The sequence below is a fragment of the Streptomyces desertarenae genome (assembly GCF_042681365.1).
GTDB classification, from domain to species: domain Bacteria; phylum Actinomycetota; class Actinomycetes; order Streptomycetales; family Streptomycetaceae; genus Streptomyces; species Streptomyces desertarenae.
In genome coordinates, this window is sequence record NZ_JBHUFU010000009.1 from 70,561 (window position 1) to 90,686 (window position 20,126).

Annotated in this window: 15 protein-coding genes and 7 pseudogenes; 12 read left to right on the forward strand and 10 right to left on the reverse strand. The window is 72.4% G+C overall.

The genetic code is table 11. The features are described 5' to 3' along the window. Window positions 1-969 precede the first annotated feature (969 nt). Window positions 970-1,854: pseudogene (locus ACFSJS_RS16310) on the forward strand (DnaJ C-terminal domain-containing protein); the annotation flags it as partial. Between the two features lie 179 nt (window positions 1,855-2,033). Here the strand turns inward: ACFSJS_RS16310 and ACFSJS_RS16315 are convergent. Continuing rightward, window positions 2,034-2,267: a hypothetical protein gene (locus ACFSJS_RS16315; protein WP_380900937.1), complete on the reverse strand. Its 234-nt coding sequence runs from the start codon at window positions 2,265-2,267 to the stop codon at window positions 2,034-2,036. Window positions 2,268-2,902: 635 nt separating this feature from the next. Between ACFSJS_RS16315 and ACFSJS_RS16320 the strand changes: the two are divergent. From ACFSJS_RS16320 to ACFSJS_RS16330, 3 genes and pseudogenes are all read left to right on the forward strand, one after another. Continuing rightward, window positions 2,903-3,058 (forward strand): annotated as a pseudogene (locus ACFSJS_RS16320) (transposase); the annotation flags it as partial. Window positions 3,059-3,123: 65 nt separating this feature from the next. After that, complete coding sequence (locus ACFSJS_RS16325) at window positions 3,124-3,312, forward strand: RHS repeat-associated core domain-containing protein (RefSeq protein WP_417823977.1); 189 nt, start codon at window positions 3,124-3,126, stop codon at window positions 3,310-3,312. A 93-nt stretch (window positions 3,313-3,405) separates the two neighbouring features. Next, window positions 3,406-4,145, forward strand: a pseudogene (locus tag ACFSJS_RS16330) (transposase family protein); the annotation flags it as partial. A 171-nt stretch (window positions 4,146-4,316) separates the two neighbouring features. Here ACFSJS_RS16330 and ACFSJS_RS16335 read toward each other — a convergent pair. Beyond that, a complete protein-coding gene (locus ACFSJS_RS16335; RefSeq protein ID WP_380900939.1) occupies window positions 4,317-4,859 on the reverse strand; it encodes a TetR/AcrR family transcriptional regulator in 543 nt (180 codons plus the stop codon). Window positions 4,860-4,954: 95 nt separating this feature from the next. Between ACFSJS_RS16335 and ACFSJS_RS16340 the strand changes: the two genes are divergently transcribed. Together ACFSJS_RS16340 and ACFSJS_RS16345 are read left to right on the forward strand one after the other, a co-directional pair. Next, window positions 4,955-6,199 carry an MFS transporter gene (locus tag ACFSJS_RS16340; RefSeq protein WP_380900941.1) on the forward strand — a complete coding sequence of 415 codons (1,245 nt, stop codon included), beginning with the start codon at window positions 4,955-4,957 and terminating at the stop codon, window positions 6,197-6,199. Window positions 6,200-6,310: 111 nt separating this feature from the next. Next, on the forward strand, window positions 6,311-6,619 hold the full coding sequence (locus ACFSJS_RS16345) for a class II glutamine amidotransferase domain-containing protein (protein ID WP_380901289.1): 309 nt from the start codon (window positions 6,311-6,313) through the stop codon (window positions 6,617-6,619). Here ACFSJS_RS16345 and ACFSJS_RS16350 read toward each other — a convergent pair. Next, window positions 6,506-7,105: pseudogene (locus ACFSJS_RS16350) on the reverse strand (transposase); the annotation flags it as partial. The gene ACFSJS_RS16345 and the pseudogene ACFSJS_RS16350 overlap by 114 nt on opposite strands. Between ACFSJS_RS16350 and ACFSJS_RS16355 the strand changes: the two are divergent. After that, on the forward strand, window positions 6,993-7,289 hold the full coding sequence (locus tag ACFSJS_RS16355; RefSeq protein ID WP_380900943.1) for a hypothetical protein: 297 nt from the start codon (window positions 6,993-6,995) through the stop codon (window positions 7,287-7,289). The pseudogene ACFSJS_RS16350 and the gene ACFSJS_RS16355 sit on opposite strands and share 113 nt — an antisense overlap. Before the next feature lie 220 nt (window positions 7,290-7,509). After that, window positions 7,510-7,917, forward strand: a pseudogene (locus ACFSJS_RS16360) (transposase); the annotation flags it as partial. Between the two features lie 7 nt (window positions 7,918-7,924). Here the strand turns inward: ACFSJS_RS16360 and ACFSJS_RS16365 are convergent. Both ACFSJS_RS16365 and ACFSJS_RS16370 read right to left on the reverse strand, forming a co-directional pair. After that, window positions 7,925-8,416: a DinB family protein gene (locus ACFSJS_RS16365; RefSeq protein WP_380901291.1), complete on the reverse strand. Its 492-nt coding sequence runs from the start codon at window positions 8,414-8,416 to the stop codon at window positions 7,925-7,927. Window positions 8,417-8,939: 523 nt separating this feature from the next. After that, the gene (locus tag ACFSJS_RS16370) at window positions 8,940-9,491 is read right to left on the reverse strand and encodes a hypothetical protein (RefSeq protein ID WP_380900945.1); all 552 of its coding nucleotides are present in this window, start codon (window positions 9,489-9,491) and stop codon (window positions 8,940-8,942) included. Window positions 9,492-10,276: 785 nt separating this feature from the next. On the opposite strand from ACFSJS_RS16370, the gene ACFSJS_RS16375 reads away from it, so the two are divergent. Further along, the gene (locus tag ACFSJS_RS16375; RefSeq protein WP_380900947.1) at window positions 10,277-10,459 is read left to right on the forward strand and encodes a hypothetical protein; all 183 of its coding nucleotides are present in this window, start codon (window positions 10,277-10,279) and stop codon (window positions 10,457-10,459) included. A 201-nt stretch (window positions 10,460-10,660) separates the two neighbouring features. Here the strand turns inward: ACFSJS_RS16375 and ACFSJS_RS16380 are convergent, their stop codons facing one another. Continuing rightward, window positions 10,661-11,935, reverse strand: a complete 1,275-nt coding sequence (locus ACFSJS_RS16380) for an NPCBM/NEW2 domain-containing protein (protein ID WP_380900949.1) — start codon at window positions 11,933-11,935, stop codon at window positions 10,661-10,663. 667 nt (window positions 11,936-12,602) lie between these two features. Here ACFSJS_RS16380 and ACFSJS_RS16385 point away from each other — a divergent pair. Continuing rightward, entirely contained in the window at window positions 12,603-12,815 is a 213-nt protein-coding gene (locus tag ACFSJS_RS16385) for a hypothetical protein (protein ID WP_380900951.1), read from the forward strand. Between the two features lie 898 nt (window positions 12,816-13,713). Continuing rightward, entirely contained in the window at window positions 13,714-14,112 is a 399-nt protein-coding gene (locus tag ACFSJS_RS16390; RefSeq protein ID WP_380900953.1) for a hypothetical protein, read from the forward strand. 842 nt (window positions 14,113-14,954) lie between these two features. Here ACFSJS_RS16390 and ACFSJS_RS16395 read toward each other — a convergent pair. Beyond that, window positions 14,955-15,569, reverse strand: a complete 615-nt coding sequence (locus tag ACFSJS_RS16395) for a dihydrofolate reductase family protein (RefSeq protein ID WP_380900955.1) — start codon at window positions 15,567-15,569, stop codon at window positions 14,955-14,957. Between the two features lie 423 nt (window positions 15,570-15,992). Here ACFSJS_RS16395 and ACFSJS_RS16400 point away from each other — a divergent pair. Then, a pseudogene (locus ACFSJS_RS16400) lies at window positions 15,993-16,967 on the forward strand (alpha/beta hydrolase); the annotation flags it as partial. Between the two features lie 561 nt (window positions 16,968-17,528). On the opposite strand, the pseudogene ACFSJS_RS16405 reads toward ACFSJS_RS16400, so the two are convergent. The 3 genes and pseudogenes from ACFSJS_RS16405 to ACFSJS_RS16415 form a co-directional block, all read right to left on the reverse strand. Continuing rightward, window positions 17,529-17,699, reverse strand: a pseudogene (locus tag ACFSJS_RS16405) (IS110 family transposase); the annotation flags it as partial. A 545-nt stretch (window positions 17,700-18,244) separates the two neighbouring features. Then, window positions 18,245-18,871 (reverse strand): hypothetical protein, encoded by a 627-nt coding sequence (locus ACFSJS_RS16410; protein WP_380900957.1) that lies wholly within the window; start codon window positions 18,869-18,871, stop codon window positions 18,245-18,247. After that, window positions 18,868-20,121: a DUF7224 domain-containing protein gene (locus ACFSJS_RS16415; RefSeq protein ID WP_380900959.1), complete on the reverse strand. Its 1,254-nt coding sequence runs from the start codon at window positions 20,119-20,121 to the stop codon at window positions 18,868-18,870. The genes ACFSJS_RS16410 and ACFSJS_RS16415 overlap by 4 nt, the downstream gene beginning before the upstream one ends. Window positions 20,122-20,126 lie beyond the last annotated feature (5 nt).

Here is a 20,126-nt window from a genome sequence, read left to right on the forward strand (position 1 = left end):
TCCCGCAAGACGCGGGCGGCACCGGAGAGCTCGCGCACCACATCCGTGAACACGGATGTGTCCGGTGGAGTCCGGCACCTTTCGGCATCGTTCGGCGGACGGGTCCTCTACCGTGTTGTCCGCACAGGTGAGGGGGTGCGCATGAGCGAAAGGGACGCGCCAGTCCACTCGTCGGCGCCGTCGTTCGATGAAGAATTAGCGCGCTTTGCTCACGATTTGCGTGATTTGCGCATATCGTGCGGCAAGCCGTCACTGCGGGCGCTGGGGAAACATGCGCCTGCCGCGCGTCCGTTGTCGGCTGCCGCGCTCAGCGAGGCTTTCAACGGAAAACGGCTTCCGCGGCTGGACTTCCTGATGGCCTTGGCCAGGGCGCTCCTGGCCATTCATGACGGGCGCCCTGTGCCCCACACCGACGACCGGCTGGCCCCATGGCGGGATCGGTGGATGAACCTGGAACGCCTGCGCCAGGGGCAACGACTCGCCCACCGGGCCACGGGAGCCGCCCATGTGGCCGAGCGCGGTGAGGACCGCGCACCGGACGTGCCGGCAGGCGAGCGGGGACCGGAGCCCGGCAGCGTGAAGCCGGTACCCGCCGGCAGTGAGTCCGGCCGTTCCCGGGACGAGGCTCTGCTGGCAGCGGCGAGACGCGAAGCGGAAAGCCTCAGGGCAGTAGCCGCCGCCCGCGCTGAGGAACTTCTTGCCGAAGCTCAGGCCGAGCGCGACCAAGCCGCCGCCGAGCTGGCACAGCTGCGCAGCAGGGTCGCCGAGGAGATTTCCTCGGCCGCTGAGGAGTCCAGGCGCCTGCGAGAGCAGGCCACAGCAGAGGCCGCCCGCATACGTGAGCAAGCCGAGCAGGACGCCGCAGCGCGCATGCGTACCGCCCCCGAAGCCACCGCACCGGCCGACACCGGCACTGACGCGGGCCCTCCCCCAGACAGCGCAGCATCCGATGCGGTGAGGAACGCCAAGGCTGCCGGCGGCAGCTTCTCCGACATCATGGACGCGTTTTTCGGCCCCGCCTCACAGCGCGGACCGAAGACCCGCACACGGCGCGGCCAGGACACCACGATCCGGCTCGACATCGATCTGGACGAGGCCGCCTTCGGCGCCACCAAGGACATCCGGTTCGACACCGCAGTCCGGTGCGGCACCTGCCAGGGCGCATGCGCGGCTCCGGGCACATCCGTCCACACCTGCGGCACATGCCGCGGACGGGGCGAGATCTCGCAGGCCACCCGGTCCGTTCCGGGCAAGGTCATGACCACACGCCCCTGCCCGGACTGCCAGGGCTTCGGCACGGTCATTCCCACCCCCTGCCCGCAGTGCGCCGGCGAGGGCCGGGTACGCACCCGGCGCGACCTGACGGTGAAGATTCCAGCCGGTGCCGGTGATGGAACCCGCCTCCGGTTCGCCGGCGAGGGCGAGGCCGGCCCCGGTGACGGGGAAGCAGGCGATGTCTACGTCGAGGTCCACCAGATGGCGCACCCGGCCCTCCAACGGGACGGCGACGACCTGCACTGCATAGTCACCGTCCCCATGACTGCTGCCGTCCTCGGCGCGAAGGTGCCGCTGGAGACGCTGGACGGCCCGGAGGAGATCGACATCCGACCCGGCACCCAGTCAGGGCAGACCATCCCCTTGCGCGGCCGCGGCATCGCTCATCTGCGCGGCCAAGGACGCGGTGACCTGATCGTCCATGTCGAGGTCCTGACTCCCACCGCGATCAGTCCAAAGCAGGAGGAACTGGTCCGAAGGCTTGCGGAGTTGCGCGGGGAAGAACACCCGCCGGGGCAGTTCCAGCCCGGTCAGATGGGCCTGTTCTCCCGCCTGAGGGATGCCTTCAACGGCCGCTGAAGCCGGCAAGTGGATCCGCCCGAGAAAGCAGGCACTGCATAGCGCCAAGAACCGGGACACGGTTGCCCGGCACCGGAACAGGCGCAAGGGCCCGCGCCCGGACCTTCCAAGGAGCAGACTCCTTCACAGTCCGGAGGCGGGCCCCTGGCGGTGTGGTGGATGCCCGGCTGCTTCGGTGGTCAGCGAATCAAAGTGCGCAGACCCGGGATGCTGGCGCCGGCACTGGTCAGCCCGGCGGTGACAGCGGCAGCCACCGGAACGCCGGTAAGGGCGGTGAGTCCGCCGATGACAAAGCCGATGATGACGGCGGCGAGCAGGACCACGGCGGCGTGCAACGTGAGGAACGGCTGCGCGGAAGCAGACTCGCTTGAGGTGGGCGGGATGGACTGCTGCGGGCTCTGAGAATCATTCATACCTCGACTGTGGGGACCCGCGAGGCTATGACCTGCATCTTCCGAACGAATCCATTGGAACCCGATCAGGCGGCCAACACCGGCGAACGACAACTGTGTTCGGCCGAACAGGACCGATCCGGTCCCCCGGCCGGACTCGACGCCGCGGTGTTCAGCGGTGTTCGGCCGACCGCCGTCACCTCCGCTTTGGGCAGCAGCGCCTGCAGCCGAGGGGACGACATCGCCACTGCTTGCCCCCGGGAACCGCAGGGAACGGCTGTGGACCAGACCGGCCCGCAGCCGCTACCGCGGTGCCGTCGACGGGGGCGGATTGACGGCGGGCCCGCTTTTGCACTTGCGGCGCCTACCACCGGGGCGGTTCGGAGCGTGTCCTATGTGGTGGACCACGCCGGGGTGATCTCGTTCCCGGGATCCGTGAGGCAGGTCTGGCGCATTCCGCAGTCGGCTGCCCTTGTGCTCTGCGGGCATGCGCGCGTAGCGGCGGTCGGCTCCACGGCGCGTCGGCGGCAGCAGGCGTGACCGCGTATGCGCTGGGCCGTGCGATTACTGCGCTGAGGTGTCTTGCACCCCGATAGGGGTTAGGTTCTGCCCGGTGGATCATGTGGCCTTCTGGCCGGTCGCTCGTTGGTTCGGTCATGGGTCGGGGGGATCTGACGCATCGCGAGTGGTCGTTGCTGGAGCCGCACCTGCCGCCTCCGGGTGGTCGGGGCGGCCGGTGGAACGATCACCGCACCGTGGCCAACGGGATCCCGTTCCGGGTCCGGACCGGTGTCCCGTGGCGTGACCTACCGCTTCACCGGCACCTACCCCGACCCCACCGGCCTGTACAAGATGGGCGCGCTACTACGACCCCCACCTGGGCCGCTTCACCCAACCCGACCCCAGCGGACAGGAAACCAACCCCTACCTCTACGCCACCGGCGACCCCACCGACAACATCGATCCCCAGGGCACGTCGAGCTTCGGCGGAATCACGAGTATCGGTGACTGGACCAGCATGGTCAGTGACACACTGAACGCTTCTCATCCTGTGGTTCGTGGGTGATGGCGGCTGGTGGTCGGGGACCGTAACGCGGCAGGGCTCCTGGTCGCTGCGGCAGGTGATCTCACTCGCCAGCGTCTCGACACAGAAGCCCTGCTGGTCCCGTACCGTGCCATGCTCGACGTCCCTCACGAGGTCGTTGAGCACGTTTCCTGGCTCATCTACGTCCGAAGGTGTGAGCTGAACTCCCGCTGGCGGAAGCTGGGCTGCCTCCGCCAGGCCCTGCTGGTCCTGGTACACCTGCGCACGAACGAGACCCTGGCCCAGGCCGCGGCGGGGTTCGGCGTCTCCACCGCCACCGCCGGCCGGTACGTGAGCGAAACGGTCGACCTCCTCGCCGAGCGTGCCCCGAGCCTGCACGAGGCCCTGCGCGAGCTGCCGCCGGAGGGTTCGTCATCCTCGACGGCACTTTGACCACTACCAACCGCATCGCGGCGGACGAGCCGTACTCCTCGATGAAGCACCGCCGTCACGGGATGGACGTGCAGGCCGTCACCGACCCGACCGGCCATGTGCTGCGGATCTCGCCGGTCCTGCCGGGCCGTACCCACGACCTGACCGCGGCCCGCACCCACCGGATCATCCGGATCTGCGAGCGGCAGGGGGTACCCGTGCCGGCCGGCCGGGCCCATCAGGGTGCCGGGTCCTGGGTGACCACCGGCCGCAAACGGCCGCCCGGCGGCGAGCTGTCGCCGACCCAGCGCACGGTCAACCACGCGCCGGCTCAGGCCCGGGCCCCTGTCGAACGCGGCGTGGCGCGGCTGAAGTCCTGGCGGGTCTTCCGCAGGGCCCGATGCAGCCCGAATCGAATGTCGTCAACCACCGCAGCCGCCCTCAACCCCGGGGCGGCAACGCCGAAAGACCTCGGTGACTGCTCGGGCTCTGTCCGAGGCGGAGCCGGCCGAGGCACTCGGAGCCGTTCACGCGCGCCTCGCCGCACTGGAGGAGAACGAGGCCCTGCGCTCCCGGCTCGCCCGGCGCGTGTGAGGCGGCCCGGCGGACGGCGGTCAGGACAGCAGCCTCTCCGCCATCTGCCGGGCCCGCCGGAACGGCTCGACGCTGCACTCGCGCATCGCGGTGACCACGGCCCCGTCCATGAGCAGCGTGAACTGCTCCGCCAGCTCCGGCGCCCCGGCGTGGCCGGCGTCCTCGATGAGGCCGCACACGTAGTCGGTGACCTTGCGTTTGTGCTCGACCGCGAGCCGGTGGACGGTGTCGCCGGGTTCCTTCGCCCTCTCCGCCATGGCGTTCATGAAGGCGCAACCGCGGAACGCGCTGTCCTGCGCCCCCTCGGCCAGGACGTCGAAGACGGCCAGGGGCGCGCCGCCGTGGGCCTCGACCCGGTCCTGCAGCCACTTCCTCCAGTGCTCGTCCCGGCGCTGCAGGACCGCGGCCACCAGATCGTCCTTGCCGTCGAAGTGTCGGTAGAGGGAGGCGCGGCCGACACCGGAGTGGGCCAGGAGGCGCTCTAGGCCCACTCCGTTGATGCCCTCCTCGTAGAAGAGCTCCTCGGCTGCCTGCAGCAGGCGGTCACGTGCGCGAGTCGGCATGTGGCCAGGGTAGTCGCCCTTGACGCTAAACGGTACCGACCGATACCGTCCGCTGAGATGGTACCGATCGGTACCGAACTCAAGGAGGGTCCATAGTGAGTGAATCCGTCCCGGACCGGAGGAGCGAGGCGCCGGCGGAGAAGGCCGCGGAGGGGGATTCCGCCGCGTCGTGGCGGGGAGTCCTCGTCCTGGGGTTCGGCACCTTCGCCATCGGTACGGACGAGTTCGTGCTCGCCGGTGTGCTGTCCGAGTTCAGCGATTCCCTGTCCGTCGACATCACCACGGCCGGGCAGGTGGTCACCGTGTTCGCGCTGACCTGCGCGGTGATGGCTCCGATCCTGGCCACCCTCACCGCCGCCTGGCCGCGTCACAGGGTGCTCAAGCTGTCCGTGCTGATCTACCTGCTGGGCGTCGCGGGAACCGGCCTGGCGCCGTCGTTCCCCATGGTCCTGGCAGCCCAGGTCGTCGCCGCCGTCGGTGCCGGCCTCTACATTCCGGCGGCCAGCGTCACCGCCTCCGCGCTGATGGGGCCCGAACGCCGGGGCCGGGCCATCGCGGCCGTCACCACGGGGCTCACCGCCGCCACCGCACTGGGCGCACCGATCGGGACCGTCGTGGGGAGCGTCTTCGACTGGCGGGCCACGATGTGGTTCATCGCCCTCCTCACCGTGCTGAGCCTGTTCGGCGTGTTCACCCTCGTGCCGCGGGTGGCGGTAGGGGCTCCGGGCGGTCTGCGCCAGCGCCTCGCGCCGCTCGGCGACCGCCGCGTGGTCGCCGTGCTCGCCGCGACGCTCGTCGCCTTCACCGCGGCCTACATCGTCTACACCTACATGGCCGAGGTGTTCGCCCCCGCCACCGGCGGCGACGGCAGGAAGCTGGCCATCCTGATGTTCGCCTTCGGCCTGACGGGCATGGTCGGCAACTTCTACGCCGGGACGCTGGCCGACCGGTTCGGGGCACGCCTGGTGGTGGGCGGCGCGGTCACGCTGCTGGCGGCCAGCCTCCTCGTGCTGCCGTTCGCCACCGGTTCCTTCGCCGCCGCCGCCGTCGTCATCGTGGTGTACGGCATCGCGGCATGGGGCATCACCGCACCGCAGCAGTCGCGCCTGATCACCCTCAACCCGGAATCGGCCCCCCTCCTGATCTCGCTCAACGCCGCGTTCCTCTACCTCGCCATCGCCCTGTCCGGTGTCATCGGCGCGGTGGGTATCGGCGCCGTCGGAGCCCGGAACATCAGCCTGATCGGCGCCGCGGTGGCCGTGCTCGCGCTGGGGCTCTCCGAACTGGGACACCGGCTGGCCAGGAGTTCGCCGGCGCAGACGGCCAAGGTCACCGCGTAGTCGACGGACGTGTCGTTCACCCCGTCGTGAAGGGCGTTTCCGATGTGCGGAATCGCTGGACGGGTGGACTTCGGACGCGGCCTCGTGAAGGAGGCCGCCACCGCAGAGGCCATGACCAGGACGACGGCCTGCCGTGATCCGGACGACGAGGGGATCTGGAGCACCGAGCACGTGATGCTCGGACACCGCCGGCTCGCGGTGATCGACGTCGAGGGCGGTCGGCAGCCGATGCGCACCCCGGAAACCGGTTCGGACGGTGAGCCGCTGGTGGCCATCGGTCAGAGGTTGCTTTCTCCCGGTGTTCCATCCCGGAATCTGCGGTTGAGTCGGCTCTGCGGGGTCGCGCCAGGAGATGGTGTTCTCTCCGGTCAGGCGGCGGGCCGTGAGGTCGGTCACGGCCAGGTGGATCATGGCTTCTGAGCGGGCCGGGAGCGTCTCGCAGTCGCGGGCCAGGTGGCGGTGATGCATCAGCCGGCCGTGGGTCCGTTCGACCGCCCGGCGTCTGGGAATCGGCGTGAAGCCCCTGGCCCGCGGTGTGCGTTGGACGGTTTCCAGGTCGATGCCGAGGGTGGCGGCGTGCTCGACGAAGTGTTGGCGGTAGCCGCCGTCGGCCCAGACCCTGCGGATGGCGAGGTGGTCGGCGGCGACCCGGCCGAGGAGGCGGGTGCCGGCCGCGGAGCCCTGGACACTGGCCGCGGTGACCAGCACTGCCATCAGCAGCCCGGGGGTGCCGGTGACGATGCTGCGTTTCCTGCCCACGACCTTCTTGCCCGCGTCCGTGCCCTGACTCGCGGTGGGCACGCTGGTGGAGGTCTTCGCGCTTGGTGCGTCGATCACACAGGCCGACGGGCCGCCTCTCCTGCCTTCCTTCTGCCGTACCAACTCCCGCAGCAGCCCGTTGGGCTGGGTCCGGGTCGTGCTCGTCGCAGCCGAGGTGATCGGTGGCCTCGCCTTCCAGGGCGGACTCCAGCAGCCGCTTGGTCAGCCGTTGCTGGGGGTTGTCCCCCTCCGGGGACAGCTCGCCCTCGCCGGTCAGCCGCAGGTCCTCAGCCTGGGCCCGGCCCACCGGCTGTCCCCTTCCAACGCATAACTGATCGTTTCAGAACGGCTGCTGCGTTGGTCGCCGCCTCATGTCAGGCGGGGTCTTTCTCCGAGTAGTTCCGCGACCCGCTGGGCGGCTTCGTCTGGTGGTAGCCCGGCCGGCCAGGGGAGCCGTTCGGCGCCGTCCTGGACTGGTCTCTCATCACGATCCAGGGGGATGAACCGCCAGTCCCGGCCGTGCTGCCAGAACACGACCACCCCGTGAGGCCACGCAGGACGGAGGCAACCGACACGACGTCACCCCGCTCCTGTCACTGGTGGATGCAGCCCCATTGATCCGAGGTCTGCAGGGGCGGCCGCGCCGTCGGCCCCGGCGACTGTATGCCGACCGGGGCTACGACTTCGACAAGTACCGCCGCCAGCTGTGGAAGCGCGGTATCAATCCGATGATCGCCCGACGCGGCACTGCTCACGGCTCCGGAGTCGGCAAAGTGCGCTGGGTCGTGGAGCGCGCGTTCGCCTGGCTGCACCAGTTCAAGCGCCTGCGCATCCGCTACGAGCGCCGGGCAGACCTTCACCGGGGTCTCCTCGAACTCGCCTGCTCGATCATCTGGCGAAACCGTCACGCCGACGATCAGCGGCTACACGCCGTGGTCGCCAGGGCGAACGTTGACTGACCCACAGCTACACGCCGGTGGTGCCGTCGATGCGTTCCCGGAGCAGGTCCGCGTGGCCGTTGTGGCGGGCGTATTCCTCGATCATGTGGACATAGATCCAGCGGAGGCTGACGTCCTGCTCCATGAAGCGGCCGGTGTCGGTCAGGGCACGGTCGGCGCAGTGCTCGCGGGCCCGGGCGATCTCCGCATGCCAGGTGGTGAGGGCGTCACGCAGGGTGGCGCCCTCGGCCAGTTCGAAGCCGCCCTCGGGGGCGGATGGGTCGGCCTGCGGGTCGTAGATGGGCGGGGCCTGTTCCCCGGCGAACACTCGGCGGAACCAGTTCCGCTCCACCTCCGCCATGTGCTGGACGAGGCCGATCAGAGTGAAGCCGGATGGCGGCACGGACGCGACGGCGGCCTGCTCGTCGTCCAGGCCCTCGCACTTCATGGCGAGCGTGGTGCGGTGAAAGTCAAGCCAACCTTCGAGCACGGTGCGCTCGTCGGCGTTCAGGGGCGGCATGGGGCGTTCGATGGTCACCGGCCGATTGTCGCCAGCGGCCGAAGCCGCTGACAAGCAGGGCCCCACAACAGGGCGAACGTTGCCCGATGCGGCGCTGGGAGCAGCGTGGGCCTTCGCCGACCCGCACTACGAGTTGGTCGGTTGGTTCGGCACATGAGTGAAGCCCCCGGCAGACGGGTTCGCAGCCAAGACCACCCGATGCCCGCCAGAGGCTTCGCGTGCTTGTCCGCCCGTGCGGGCCGGACACGTCCGGGCAGGCCCTGACCCTCCTCACCGCTCGTCCGCGCGAACACCGCCGGCGGATCGGACGCCGCCGGCACCGGCTCCCGGTCGGCCGTCAAACCCTGCCGGTATTGGCGCATCGACGCAACGGGACCACGTATGCCCGGCTCGCAACGGGTTTCGAGGCCATCCGGGCCGCTTCGGGGAGCGCGAGGCGGGCTGTCCGGCAAGGAGCTGGCCGTAGTGGCGGGCAAGCCGCCGGAGACGGTGTGCGGTGAGTGGCGTCTTCCCCGGCTCCGAGCTACAGGTAGCTGTCGTCGTGGCGGGCTCGGCGCCACTGCGCCTCGAACTCCTCCCGGTCCATCTCCTTGTCCGGCAGCCCGGGGTCGAACAGATCCACCACGGGCGGATTGAAGACCCAGTCCTCCGGCCCGCTTCTGAGGGCGGTCCCGTCTTCGGTCAGCTCCACCTGCCGGAGCCTGCGCCCGTCGCCGCCCACCTCCACCAGGTAGACCGAGCGGTCATCGTCTCCGTGGAGTCCGCCGCCCAGGCGCAGGTGGACGACGGACCGGCCGGCCAGCGCGCCGAAACCGGGGAGGCCACGCTGAGCGTCGCGCCGGGCACGCAGCTCCTCCAGACCACCGGGCAGAACCGGCGCGTCGATGTCGGTCTCCTCCAGCTCCCACGCCCCGGCTCTCCCGACGGCCTCCGGGTCGTCGACCACCTCGACCTCGGCAAGCCTCTCGGTCACTTCCCGTGCCGACTCCGCCCGCACCCACCACCACAGCCCGCCCATCCCGTAGTCATGGAGGACCAGGAAACGCGCCCGGGGCGCGGCATCGGCGTCTGTCACACCGGGTGACGATACCGAACCCGCCCACGCGAGGCCGGTCCGCCGTCCGGGATCGGGCCGATGCAGGTGGGACGACCGTCGGTATGAGGAATGTCGGGTGCGCCGGCTGCGTGCGTGTGGGGAGCCGTGAGGCGCTCTTGCGTTGTGTGTTCTTCACGTCGGGGTGGCCGCGGCTCGGAGTCCTCCGAAGGAGTTGACGGCCGGTGGACCGGTCGTGAGCACTGCTCACCGCCAGCGTATGCACGTGCAGATGCATGTGCATACGCACGCGAACTCCACTACAGTGTGAGCCGGTTGACCGATCCACCAGTCGTCGCCTACGTATCCGCAGGAGGACTTGATGCCCCTCACGCGCTGCGGCGCGGTGCTCGGGAACGGTCATGGGGCAGCCCGGGGCAGCGGCGCCCGGGGAAGGGGAATGCGTCCTTCTCCGCCCGCGTCCGCCGGCGGTGTGCCGTATGGCGGCGGCATCGCTCCCGGCGGCCGGCCCGGGCGAGGGAGCCGTGGCCGTACCGGCCGAGGGCCCCGGCACCCGTGCGAGTTCCCGTCAACCAGTACCCCTCGGCCCCTCCGGCGCCCTCCCGCCGCGTCAACGCGGCGGGGGGAACCTGCCCTCTGCGGCCCCCCGGGCCCGCTTCGGTGGAGTTGCCGGGGCAGGTTCCGCACCCCTTGATACGCGGGAGAGCCCGCGGTTCCGACCCCGGGTTTCCTAGGCCACCGGGTCGGGCGGGCTCTCTGCGCGGTGACCTCACAAGCCCACTGAGACTCTGAAAGGAACACCAGTCATGGAGCATAAGCGCAACGGCATCCCCGGCGTGCGGCAGGCCCATGCCGCTCTGCGGCGCCTCGCCCGGTGGGGCGTCCGGCGCCGCCGCGTCGCGGCCGGCTACCTCCTGCGGGGAGTCTGCTCCGGCATCGGCACCACCGCGGTGGGACTGACCGTGGTCTGGCTCCAATCCCGCTACTGACAGCCCCCGGGCCAGGGCCGCCCACCAGCGGCCCTGGCCCGATCCGCCGAACCTCACGAAAGCACCCGGGTCTCCCCCACCACAGTGTTGGTTCATCGGTTTGGCAGGGTCGGCCCCCAAGCCGGAACCCCGCGCAGGACGGCGCCACCGGGCCGGCGGCGGCGATTCGGCCGGCCAGGGGAACGCAGGAGGCGGCAGTGCTCAGGAGGGGGCGGGGGTGAGGTGGGGATCGGCCCAGACGAAGTCCTTGACCTTGCAGAACAAGGGGTCGCCGACGAGGTCGACGGTCTGCAGCGTCAGCCGTTCCGCGCCGGTCAGGTCCACCTTGATGCTGGCGGTCCGGTCGCGGGTGGCGGTCCAGGAGCCGGCCAGTTTCCCATCCACACGCACACCGAAGGTGCCCACCGCATCGGCGTTGTCAGGACCCGCGGTGATCCCCACGGTGGCGGTGAACCGCGTGTACCGGCCTTCCAGGACGTATTCGGTCCCACCCGACAGGGCGTCTCCGGAGAACTGGCAGTCCCTGGAGAGGCTGTCGGGGTAGTCGCGGCCGGCCAGACGGAACGATCCGGGCGTCAAGGTTTCGGAGCCGTCCTGGGGAACCATTGCGGACAGCGGCCGGGCCGCGGGCGGGGTGCTGCGGGAAGCCGACGGGGAGGCGGAGGGGCTCTGCCGCGGTGCGGGAGAGCCCGGTTCGGAACTGCGGACGGCAGCCGGCGGGTCGCCCTGGGAGACAGGAGCGCCGGAGTCCTCGCCCTGCGCTGTCAGCCGCAGGAAGAGGAGGACCGCTGCGGCCACGGTCGCGGCCGCGGCGATCAGCCACGGAACCCTGCTGCCGGCGGTGGCGCGGGAGGGACCTGGTGGAGCAGTGCGTTCCCGCCGGGGGACAGAGTCGGCCATGACCTCCCCGCCGGGGAACGGCGGCGGCGCGGTGGGGGCGCGCAGGCCGCGGTCGCCGTCTCCCAGGGAACTCTCGCGGTGGGCGATCTGTGCGCGGATGCGGTCGTACTGGACCAGTAGCGCGCCGTGTCGGGCGCGCAGTTCCTCCTCCCGGTCGCCCGGCTCCCCCTGGCCGCCGGGGAAGGCCCCGTCGGTCGGCTGCCGCGGGTGCGTGGCCCGAGCGCGGAGCCGTTCCAGTTCGGCAGTGAGCTCCTCCAGCCGTAGCTCCAGCTCGTACAGTTCCAGCAGCGTGGCGCTTCCGCCGGCCTCCAGCGCCGCACGGTAGAGGGTGAACGTCAACCGGCGCGCCTCCTCGGTCAGCGGCGCTCCCGCCTGCCGGCCGTGTTCGGCCAGCAGCGCGTCGAGGAAGGCCTTGCGCGGCAACCGCTCGCCGCTCAGGTACCGGGAGATGGCGGAGGGGCTGAATCCGTACCGGTGGGTGAACCCCCGCAGCGAGAGCCCGCACCCCTCGAACAAGACCCGTAAGTGCCGGCCCAGCGCCCGCCGCGCCGCCTCGCTCCCGTCTCCGTCCGACACCGGCCCGCCCGTACGCCGTCCCTCGCCTACCACGTGTTCCCCCTCCGCATCCCACCGAGCCGGCGAACCCGCCGTGCCGGAAACAGTCTGTTCCCCTGACGCACCACCCCGCCGGGCTTTCACCGTAGTCCCCATCACCGCGCTGTCCAGCAGGTCCCAAGCCGGCCCACCTGCAGCGGCAGCGGCCCGCACCCTCCTGGAGCAGATGAGGACACCACCGATGACGACCGACCCCGCCACCCCCACCTCCCACTACGACAGCCGCCATGGCCCGCACCTGCGCCTGATCACCGTGGCCGCGTTCATCGCCGGCGCCCCCTCTGCCTCGCACGCCGGCACCCCGCCCTCACCGAACCCCTCGCCACCGCCACCGCGAACCTGCGGCGTCCCCGCCGGTCATCGGGGCGGGGACGCGGAGGCAACGCCCCCCGCATCAGATCCACCCCTCAGGCGTCCGGCTCACCGAGAACACGCAGACAGAGGCGCCGCGGACCGATGCGAGGTTGCGGAGTCATCTCCCACGCCCTCCCCGGCCGACCCGCCCCACACCGCGCCCCCTGACAGGGCCGTCCCGTCGTCTGCCCGCGACACAAGGGATGGCAGCGCTCCGCTGTCCACCGCACGCGTGCGACCGGCGCATGCCCCACACCCCCAGGGAGACCACATCATGACCACGGCCGAGCCGGACGCGCCGCACCTCCCGGAGCCGGACCCGGGCCGGGACCGGCTGCTGCACCGGCTGACCACCGGTGCCCTCGGGCTCGCGTTCGCCGGCTACGTCTTCCACCAGCACCCGGCGCTCCGGGAGACCGCAGTCGCCGTGGGCGGCGTCGGCACGTTCCTCCTGGCTGCCGTACTGGCCGCCCGCAGCCGCCGATGACGGCCTGCCGGGGGCGGCGGCCCGTGAGCCGCCGCCCCCGGCAGGCACCGCGGCCACCCGAACCGGCGCCGCAGCGGTGAGCGCCGGGCGGGCCGCTTCGGCTTCGGCGACGGCGCGGGCTTCGGCCTCTGGCGCTCGTGCTCCTTGGCCCGGGCGCACACCGTGCAGTCGTCGCCGGGCGCGGCGGGGTCCTCGCTGCCGCCCCGGGCGGAGTGACGGGCGGGTAGGCGTGTGGGGCGCGTCCGTATCGAAACGGCGAGGCGGGCCGCAACCAGTCGTACGCCTGGTCAGTACTGACAGTCATGAGGCCTCGTCCGCCCCGGCGCCGGACCGAACGGCGCGGTCTGCGCCCGTGGCTGTCGGCCTCGCCCTGGCCTTCGGCACCGCGATTCCGGTCGCCGCCACGGTGTTCCGCACCGGATGGGACCTGCCGGGCGCCCGGGGGTCGAGGACCGAGCGTCGCACCGACTCCAAGGCACTGTCCGATCCGGTCGAACTCTCCCTCGGGGTGGTCGCCGGAGCCGGCGCCTCGGTCGCCTTGGCCGTGGCTTGTCGCTGCCGGAGACCCGGGGAGGACGGCGCTCCGCGGGAGGCCGCCCGCTCACCCGCCGAGCGTTTCACCACCGCCGTCTCCCGGCTCGGTGCCGGCTCCGCCCCGGTCCGTCCGGGCGGCGTGCACGCTCTGACCGGTCCTGCCGGCGACGCCCCCACCCGCGAGCCGCGTCAAATCCGGATCCCCCGCGCCGCCTCGACCCGGGGCCGCCCCGAGCGAGACGGGGACGCTGGAGTACGATCCCGGTTCGATCACCCGTACGGCTCCGAGGGGGGACGGGCCTTGAGCGCCCAACTGAGAGAAACTGCAGCGCACTTAGCGGACATGCTCTGGAGCCGGCACACCGTGTACCGGGACCGAGCCGGGGAGGTGGTCATCCGGGGAGAACACGTGCAGCGCTGGATCAGCCTGGCCCCCGCGGGCCGCAAGGGAGAGATCCTGCTCCGTGCGGGCCGCATCCTCGACGGCGGCACCACCGCTCCGGCACGTTCGCAGACCGTCGTACCGCTCCAGTCCAGCACCGGCGAGCTCGCCATGGCATGCCGCCGCCTGCTCGCCGAGACCGCCGCCGACGCCGCACCGCCCGCCTCGTCGGCTCCCGGCCGCACCAAGCGGTCCGAGAGGCCGAGGCGCCCCGGGCGCGGAGGGAAGCGGATGCGCCTCGCCTCCTGGGTGATCCTCGCCTGCGTGGTCAGCGGCATCGTCCTGTACGTCTACGGCGCGGCCAGGACAGGCACGCGCTGAGGAACGCCCGCGGACCCACGAGGCCGTCCGCCTCGCCCGGCACCACGAGGCTGATCCCTTGGAGTGGACGTCCGGCAGTGCGGGCAGGGGCGGCCGGCCCGGTCCGGTTGGAGGCCGGGCCGGCCGTGCCCGGCCTGCCGTGGGGTGCCCGGTCAGGGGGCGGTGAGCCTCGCCGACGGCCACCGCGCCACACCGGCCCGTCGGGGCCGTGCTCGACCGGCACGGGCAGGGTCGCGATCGCCACGGTGCCGGAGTGGCTCACACGCGAGACGCGGCGGGCTCGGTCGTGGAGGGCGGCCTCCCCTGTGGCTGCGCACGGCGCGGGGTTGGGGGCGAAGACGACCAGCGGCTGCGGGAAGGACCGGCCGTCCGAAGGGCCGACGTGCCCTTCCCGCCTGTGGGACCGCGGGGATCGTTGCGGGGTTCGCTGCGGGGCCGGCTGCCTCAGGCGTACCCGGCGGGCCCGGCCGGGCCGGTGGGGCGGGTGTGGTACTCACCGCCTCCTCGGACCCTTCCGACCGCACAGGGCCGGATCGGCGGGCTGGACCGGCCCGCACACGCCGGGCGCGCGGGCCGCAGCCACCGTGGGGGGACACCCTCGGCCGGCACTCTGGCCGCTCGCGGTCCGCGGTGCCCGCGATGCCCCTGGGCCCCTCCTCGCCCGACCGTCTTGCCTGCGACCGATTCTCCGGCCGGTGCGCCTTCCCCCGCGGGCGGCCGGCGTCCGCCCGCGGGCCCGTCCTCGCGTCGCGGGTCCGCCGCCTTCCGACTCGGCTGGGAAACGGCTCACGGCGTACCGGGGCGCTGCCGGCCGCTCGGCGTGCGGTTCCGCAACGACATCGTCAGAGGACGTCGTAGGCCAGGTGTGTCGCGGTCGATGTCGGGGTCACGCTCCGCCGCACCAGCGTGCGCGGCGCCGTGCCGGTGAACAGGGGCGTCCCGGCGCCCAGCGTGACGGGCGCGAGGTGCAGTGTCAGCGCGTCGAGGAGCCCGGCGGCCAGCGCTGAGCCGATCGTGGCGCCGCCGCCCATGAGGACGACATCGAGGTTCTCGCCCCGGTCCGATGACGCCGCCTCGGCGCGCTCGCGCGCGGCGGTGACGGCGTCGGGCAGACCGGTGGTGACGAACGTCCAGTCGAGGTCGGTGAGCCGTACCGACTCCGGCGGTGAGCTCGTCACGACGACGAACGCGGGCCTGCCGACCTCGTCGGCGCCGTAGCCGCGGGTGTCGTCCCAGCCGTCCGGCCCGTCGACCACGTCGAACAGACGGCGGCCCAGGACGACGGCGCCCGAGCGTGCGGTCGCCTCGCGCAGGATCCGGCGGTCGTCGGGATCCTCGGAGAACGCCCAGGTGTGCAGGGCCTCGCCGCCGGTGCCCAGACCGTTGTCCGGACCGGGGTCGGGCCCGGTGACGAAGCCGTCGAGGGAGACCGAGATGTCAGCGATGATGCGAGTCACGCCAGGGCAGACCCGGGCCGCCGCCCGGACTCATCGCTCGCGCACGAGGCGCGTGCCGGATGCTCCGGGACTGCTCCCCCGCCCCCGGCAAGGCGACGATCCGAGACGGGACGGCTGCGGGGTGATCACATGCCCCGGCCCTGTGCGTGGACGCGGTGCGGCCCACGGCGTGTGCGGGGCCGGTCGGGTCGGGCGTCCCCCCGGGCCGGGACGACCGGTGCGGGAATGCGTCCGCGGGCGGGAGATCGTAGCCGCTGGCGCGGGCCCATGCCCGCACGGTCCCGGAGTCGACGCGCCTCCCGCCGCCGCTGGGGGTCGAGGACTGCACGGGTACCGAGGTCCGAAGCGTCTGCGGGAGCCGTCCGGGTCGGCATCCGTGACATGCCGGATGCCGATGCGTCCTGGCCCGGCCAGTCTGAGGGGATGACCACACGAACCCGTCTCGGTCTCGTCGTACTGGCGGCCGCTCTTGTGCCGGCGCTCGGGCTGCTTCCCGCAGCGGTACTCCCCGCCACGGATGCTCCAACGACCGCCTCGGTGCCCCCGGGACCTCCGGCAACTCGTTCCGAACGCCCGGCCCGTGTCGTGGACGAGGAACGGATCGGACCCCGGCTGCTCGACCTGACCATCCAGTCCCCGGCCCTCGCGGGCATCGGCAAGGTACGGCTGCTCACCCCGGACGGCTGGGACTCGCGGCGCCCCGGCGACCGCTGGCCGACGCTCTACCTGCTGCCCGACGGCAGCGGGGACCACCGCAGCTACACCGACGAGTACCACCTCGAGAGGTGGCCCGAACTGCGCAAGGCGCTCGTCGTCATGCCCCAGATGCCGTTCTACGGCTTCTACAGCGATTGGTGGAACAACGGGGCGGGCGGCGCCCCGGCCGTGGAGACCTTCCACCTGGACGAGATGCTCACCATCCTGGAGCGCGACTACGGGGCCGGACGGCAGCGGTCGATCGCCGGGCAGTCACAGGGCGGGTACGGGGCCGTCAAGTACGCGGCACGCCGCCCCGGGACGTTCAGGGCCGCTGCCAGCTTCGGCGGTTTCCTCCACCCCCTCCAGTACCCCGAGGCAGTCAGCGGCGGCGCGGAGTACCTCGGGGTGCCGTGGCGGAGGATCTGGGGCGACCCGGTCCGACAGCGCCACATCTGGCAGCAGAACGATCCCTACCACCTCGCCGAACGGCTCCGCGGTACACGGGTCCACATCGCCGCCGGGGACGGCACCCCGGGCGCCCTCGACCCGCCGGGCACCGAGCCGGACCCCGACATCCCCGGCCTGGCGGACCTGGCTCCGCTCTACCCGGACGAGGTGATCTCGCTGACCGAGGCCGTCATGGGCGACGAGTCCCGCACCGTGGCCCGTCGCCTCCAGGAAGCCGGAGTCCACGTCACCACCCACTTCTACCGGGGCACCCACAGCCCGCCGTACTGGGAACGCGAACTGCGCCGGGTCCTGCCGGTACTGCTCCCCTGACGCAGCCCTGGAGCACGCTTGCGCGCGATCACGGCTCAAGGGCGTCGGCTCGCCCGCGCCGGGTCCGCTCCGCACCGGGCGGTGTGCCGGGAGTGGAGTCCCGGTTCCCCTCTCGAACCCGGTGTGTGCCCCCGTCGGTGGAAATCGACGTTCCCGGGTGCCGGCCCTCCATCCGGAGGAGTCCGCCTCCTCGTGTGCCGGGACGAGGGGCGGGTGCCTCCACTCCCGCCCGGCCTCGGAACGCAGCCGGGCGGGAGCGGAGCAGCCCGGCGCAAGCCGGGCGGACAGCACTTCGGGCCCGCCCCGGAGACGCTCCACCGCCGGCAGGGCCAGTCGGTGACGCCCCGAGCCCGGCCACCGCAGGCCCCCTCCGAGTGCGAACGGAACGCCGTTCGTCCACGAGCCGAGGCGGGAAGGGAAGGAGGTATGCGACCGGCACGCGCGGCGCCCCCTCCGGGGGGTGCCCCTGGTGTCTCGCCAAGCGAGTCGAGGGGGCCTCGACTCGTGGAAGGCTCCGTCGCGGAGCACGGCGAGCAGGACGCTGATGCGGTGGCGGGCGAGGCGGAGGAGGGCATGGGTGTGGGATGTGCCACGGGCCCGGCACTGGTCGTAGGAGGCGCGGGAGGCGGGGTCGTGCAGGGCCGCGAACGCGCAGGGCAACAGTCATGCCGGATCCGGAGGTCAGCGCTCCTCCTGCGGGGCCGCGAAGAAGACAACGGGGGGCGGACGTGCGGGCCCGAACCCCGTGGACCGGAGCAGGCCGGCTTCCGCGCTGCATTCGTGCCCGATGCGGGAGGGTTGCCCTTCCTCGTCGGTCTTCCGGCCGCCGACGCCCACGGCAACGAAGCGCTGGAGCCGGTGGTGACCGGTCACCCGAGCGGGGCACGGCCCCACCACGGCCGGCACTCCGAACCCCAGCGCCTCCATGCCGACGAGGCCTGCGCCGCCCCCACCCGCGGGACCGGCTCCGGGAAAGCGCATCGGCGTGCGCGTCGCCCGCAAGGGCATCGGTCCGGCGAACGGCCGGGCCGCCGTCGGCGGTCGTCGGGCGCACCGTATCCCGGTTGCCGGGCCACCGCCGGCTCGGTCCCGCTACGAGCGTGGCTCCCGCGGCTGCCTGGCCTTCCTCAGGCTCGTGGCTGCCCTGGCCTGCCACGAGCGGCTCGCCCGCCACACCACGCGGAGTGCGGCCCACGTCACGGGAGCGGCGGCGAAGGACCTTGCCGAGGAAGGGGGCCGGGCCTGCCCCGGCTGCGGTTGCGGAGCAGCGCTGCCCCGATGAGAGCGAGCGAGAAGGCAGCAGCTGCGGCGGAGGCGGATTGGCTCGGGTGCAGGGGCCACGTCCACGGGTAGGGCCGGCCGCCGGGGCCGAGCCCGATGAACGCGCAGGCCACGGGGAGCAGGGCCGCCGCCGCGGGGCCGTACCGGCGCCCGGCGACTCGCTGTGCCACGAGGCCGAAGCCCAGGTAGCCGGCGGTGTTGCGGGCCACCGCCAGGGCCAGGGGGAAGTCCATCCACAGCGTTTCGGCCACGGCCAGCAGCGCTGCCGCCGTGCAGGCGCCGGTCAGGAGCCCGACCGACCATCGGGTCATGGGCCCTGCCGCGGTCGCTTCCGTCTCGCTCGGCGCCCGGTTGAGCCCGTACAGCAGAGCGCAGGCCGGCAGGACGGGCAGGACGAGAGGAACGGGAACGGTCGAGGACAGTCCGCCGAACAGGGAGGGGACGGGGAGTGCGGAGGACGACAGCAGCGGAGCGAGTACGAAGCAGAGCACCACCGCGGCGGCGCAGGAGGGCACCGCGTGGATGCGCAGCCACCAGGTCATGGGGCACCGTCGCCGGGTGCGGCGGCCTTCGCGGGGTCCGGTTCGGGCTGGACGCGGCAGTCGTGGAGGGCGCGCAGGTTGCGGTCGTACCAGGCCCTCTGAGCCGGGACGGGCAGGGTACGGACCTGCTGGGCGAGGGAGATGGCCTCCTGCGGCCAGCGCCCGGCCAGGGAGTCCGGTGAGGAGCCGGCGGTCAGGGCGAGCCAGACGTACAAGGGGGCGAAGGCCGCGTCTCCGGGGTAGTGGGCGCCTGGCCCCTGGGAGCAGGCGGGGGGTTCGGTGGGCAGGAGACCGGCGGCGGTCACCGTCCGGATGTCCGACGGGCCGGGCTTGACCATGCCGAACTCGATGCGTGCGGGCGGCTGAAGTCCGACGGCGCGCAGGTGTTCGGCTGCGCCGGTGGCCTCGCGGACGAAGACGTTCCTGTGCGGTTGCTGTTCGGGCCACAGGCACACCTGCGGCTTGCTCCCGGTGCATCGGAAGGCGGAGGCGTCACGCGGCTGGGTGCCGTCGAAGCCCAGGGGCACGGCCAGTGTGGCTGCGGTGAGGGCGCAGGCCAGGAACAGGGCCCATGCCGATGCGGTCCGTTTCCTGCTCCTGTCGAGCAGCAGCACGGCCAGGGCTGCGGCGATGAGGCCGAGGCTGAAGACCGCGGTCGCACCGAGACTGCGCAGGGACGGTTGTCGGTCCAGGGAACAGCATTCGCCGATGCCTTGGCCGTTCAGGTGGCGCAGCCAGGCGGCTTCTCCCAGGGCCGCCGGCCAGAAGCCCCACAGGTATCCGCCGGTCAGCATCACCGCTGCCGCGAGGAGCCGGGGGGCCTTGAGACCGAGGAGGTAGCCGGCGGCCATGTGGCCGAGGACGACGAGATGGGCGGTGGCCAGGATGGCGGGGTCGGGCAGGCCCGGTCCGCCCAGAGCCGGCGGAGCGTGGACGGCCAGGGCGGCGGCGAGACCGGTCAGCCCCAGGGCGGCGGTGGGGACGAGGTGTTCGGTGGCGATGCGCAGCCGGCTGCGGGCCGGTGCCCACTCCAGTACGTGCGCGGTCCGGATCCGGGAGGCCTCCCAGGCGGCGCAGGCTCCGCAGGCGGCGCTGACGAATCCCAGCACGATGGTGGACTGGGCCGTGACCGAGTCCCAGGTGGCGATGGTGGAGCCGGTGTTCTGGAGGCTCAACCAGCACAGGGCCGGAATGAGGACGAGGGCGGTCCAGGCGGCGGGCCCGGACCGGAGGAGGGTGGACAGAAGCATCAGGG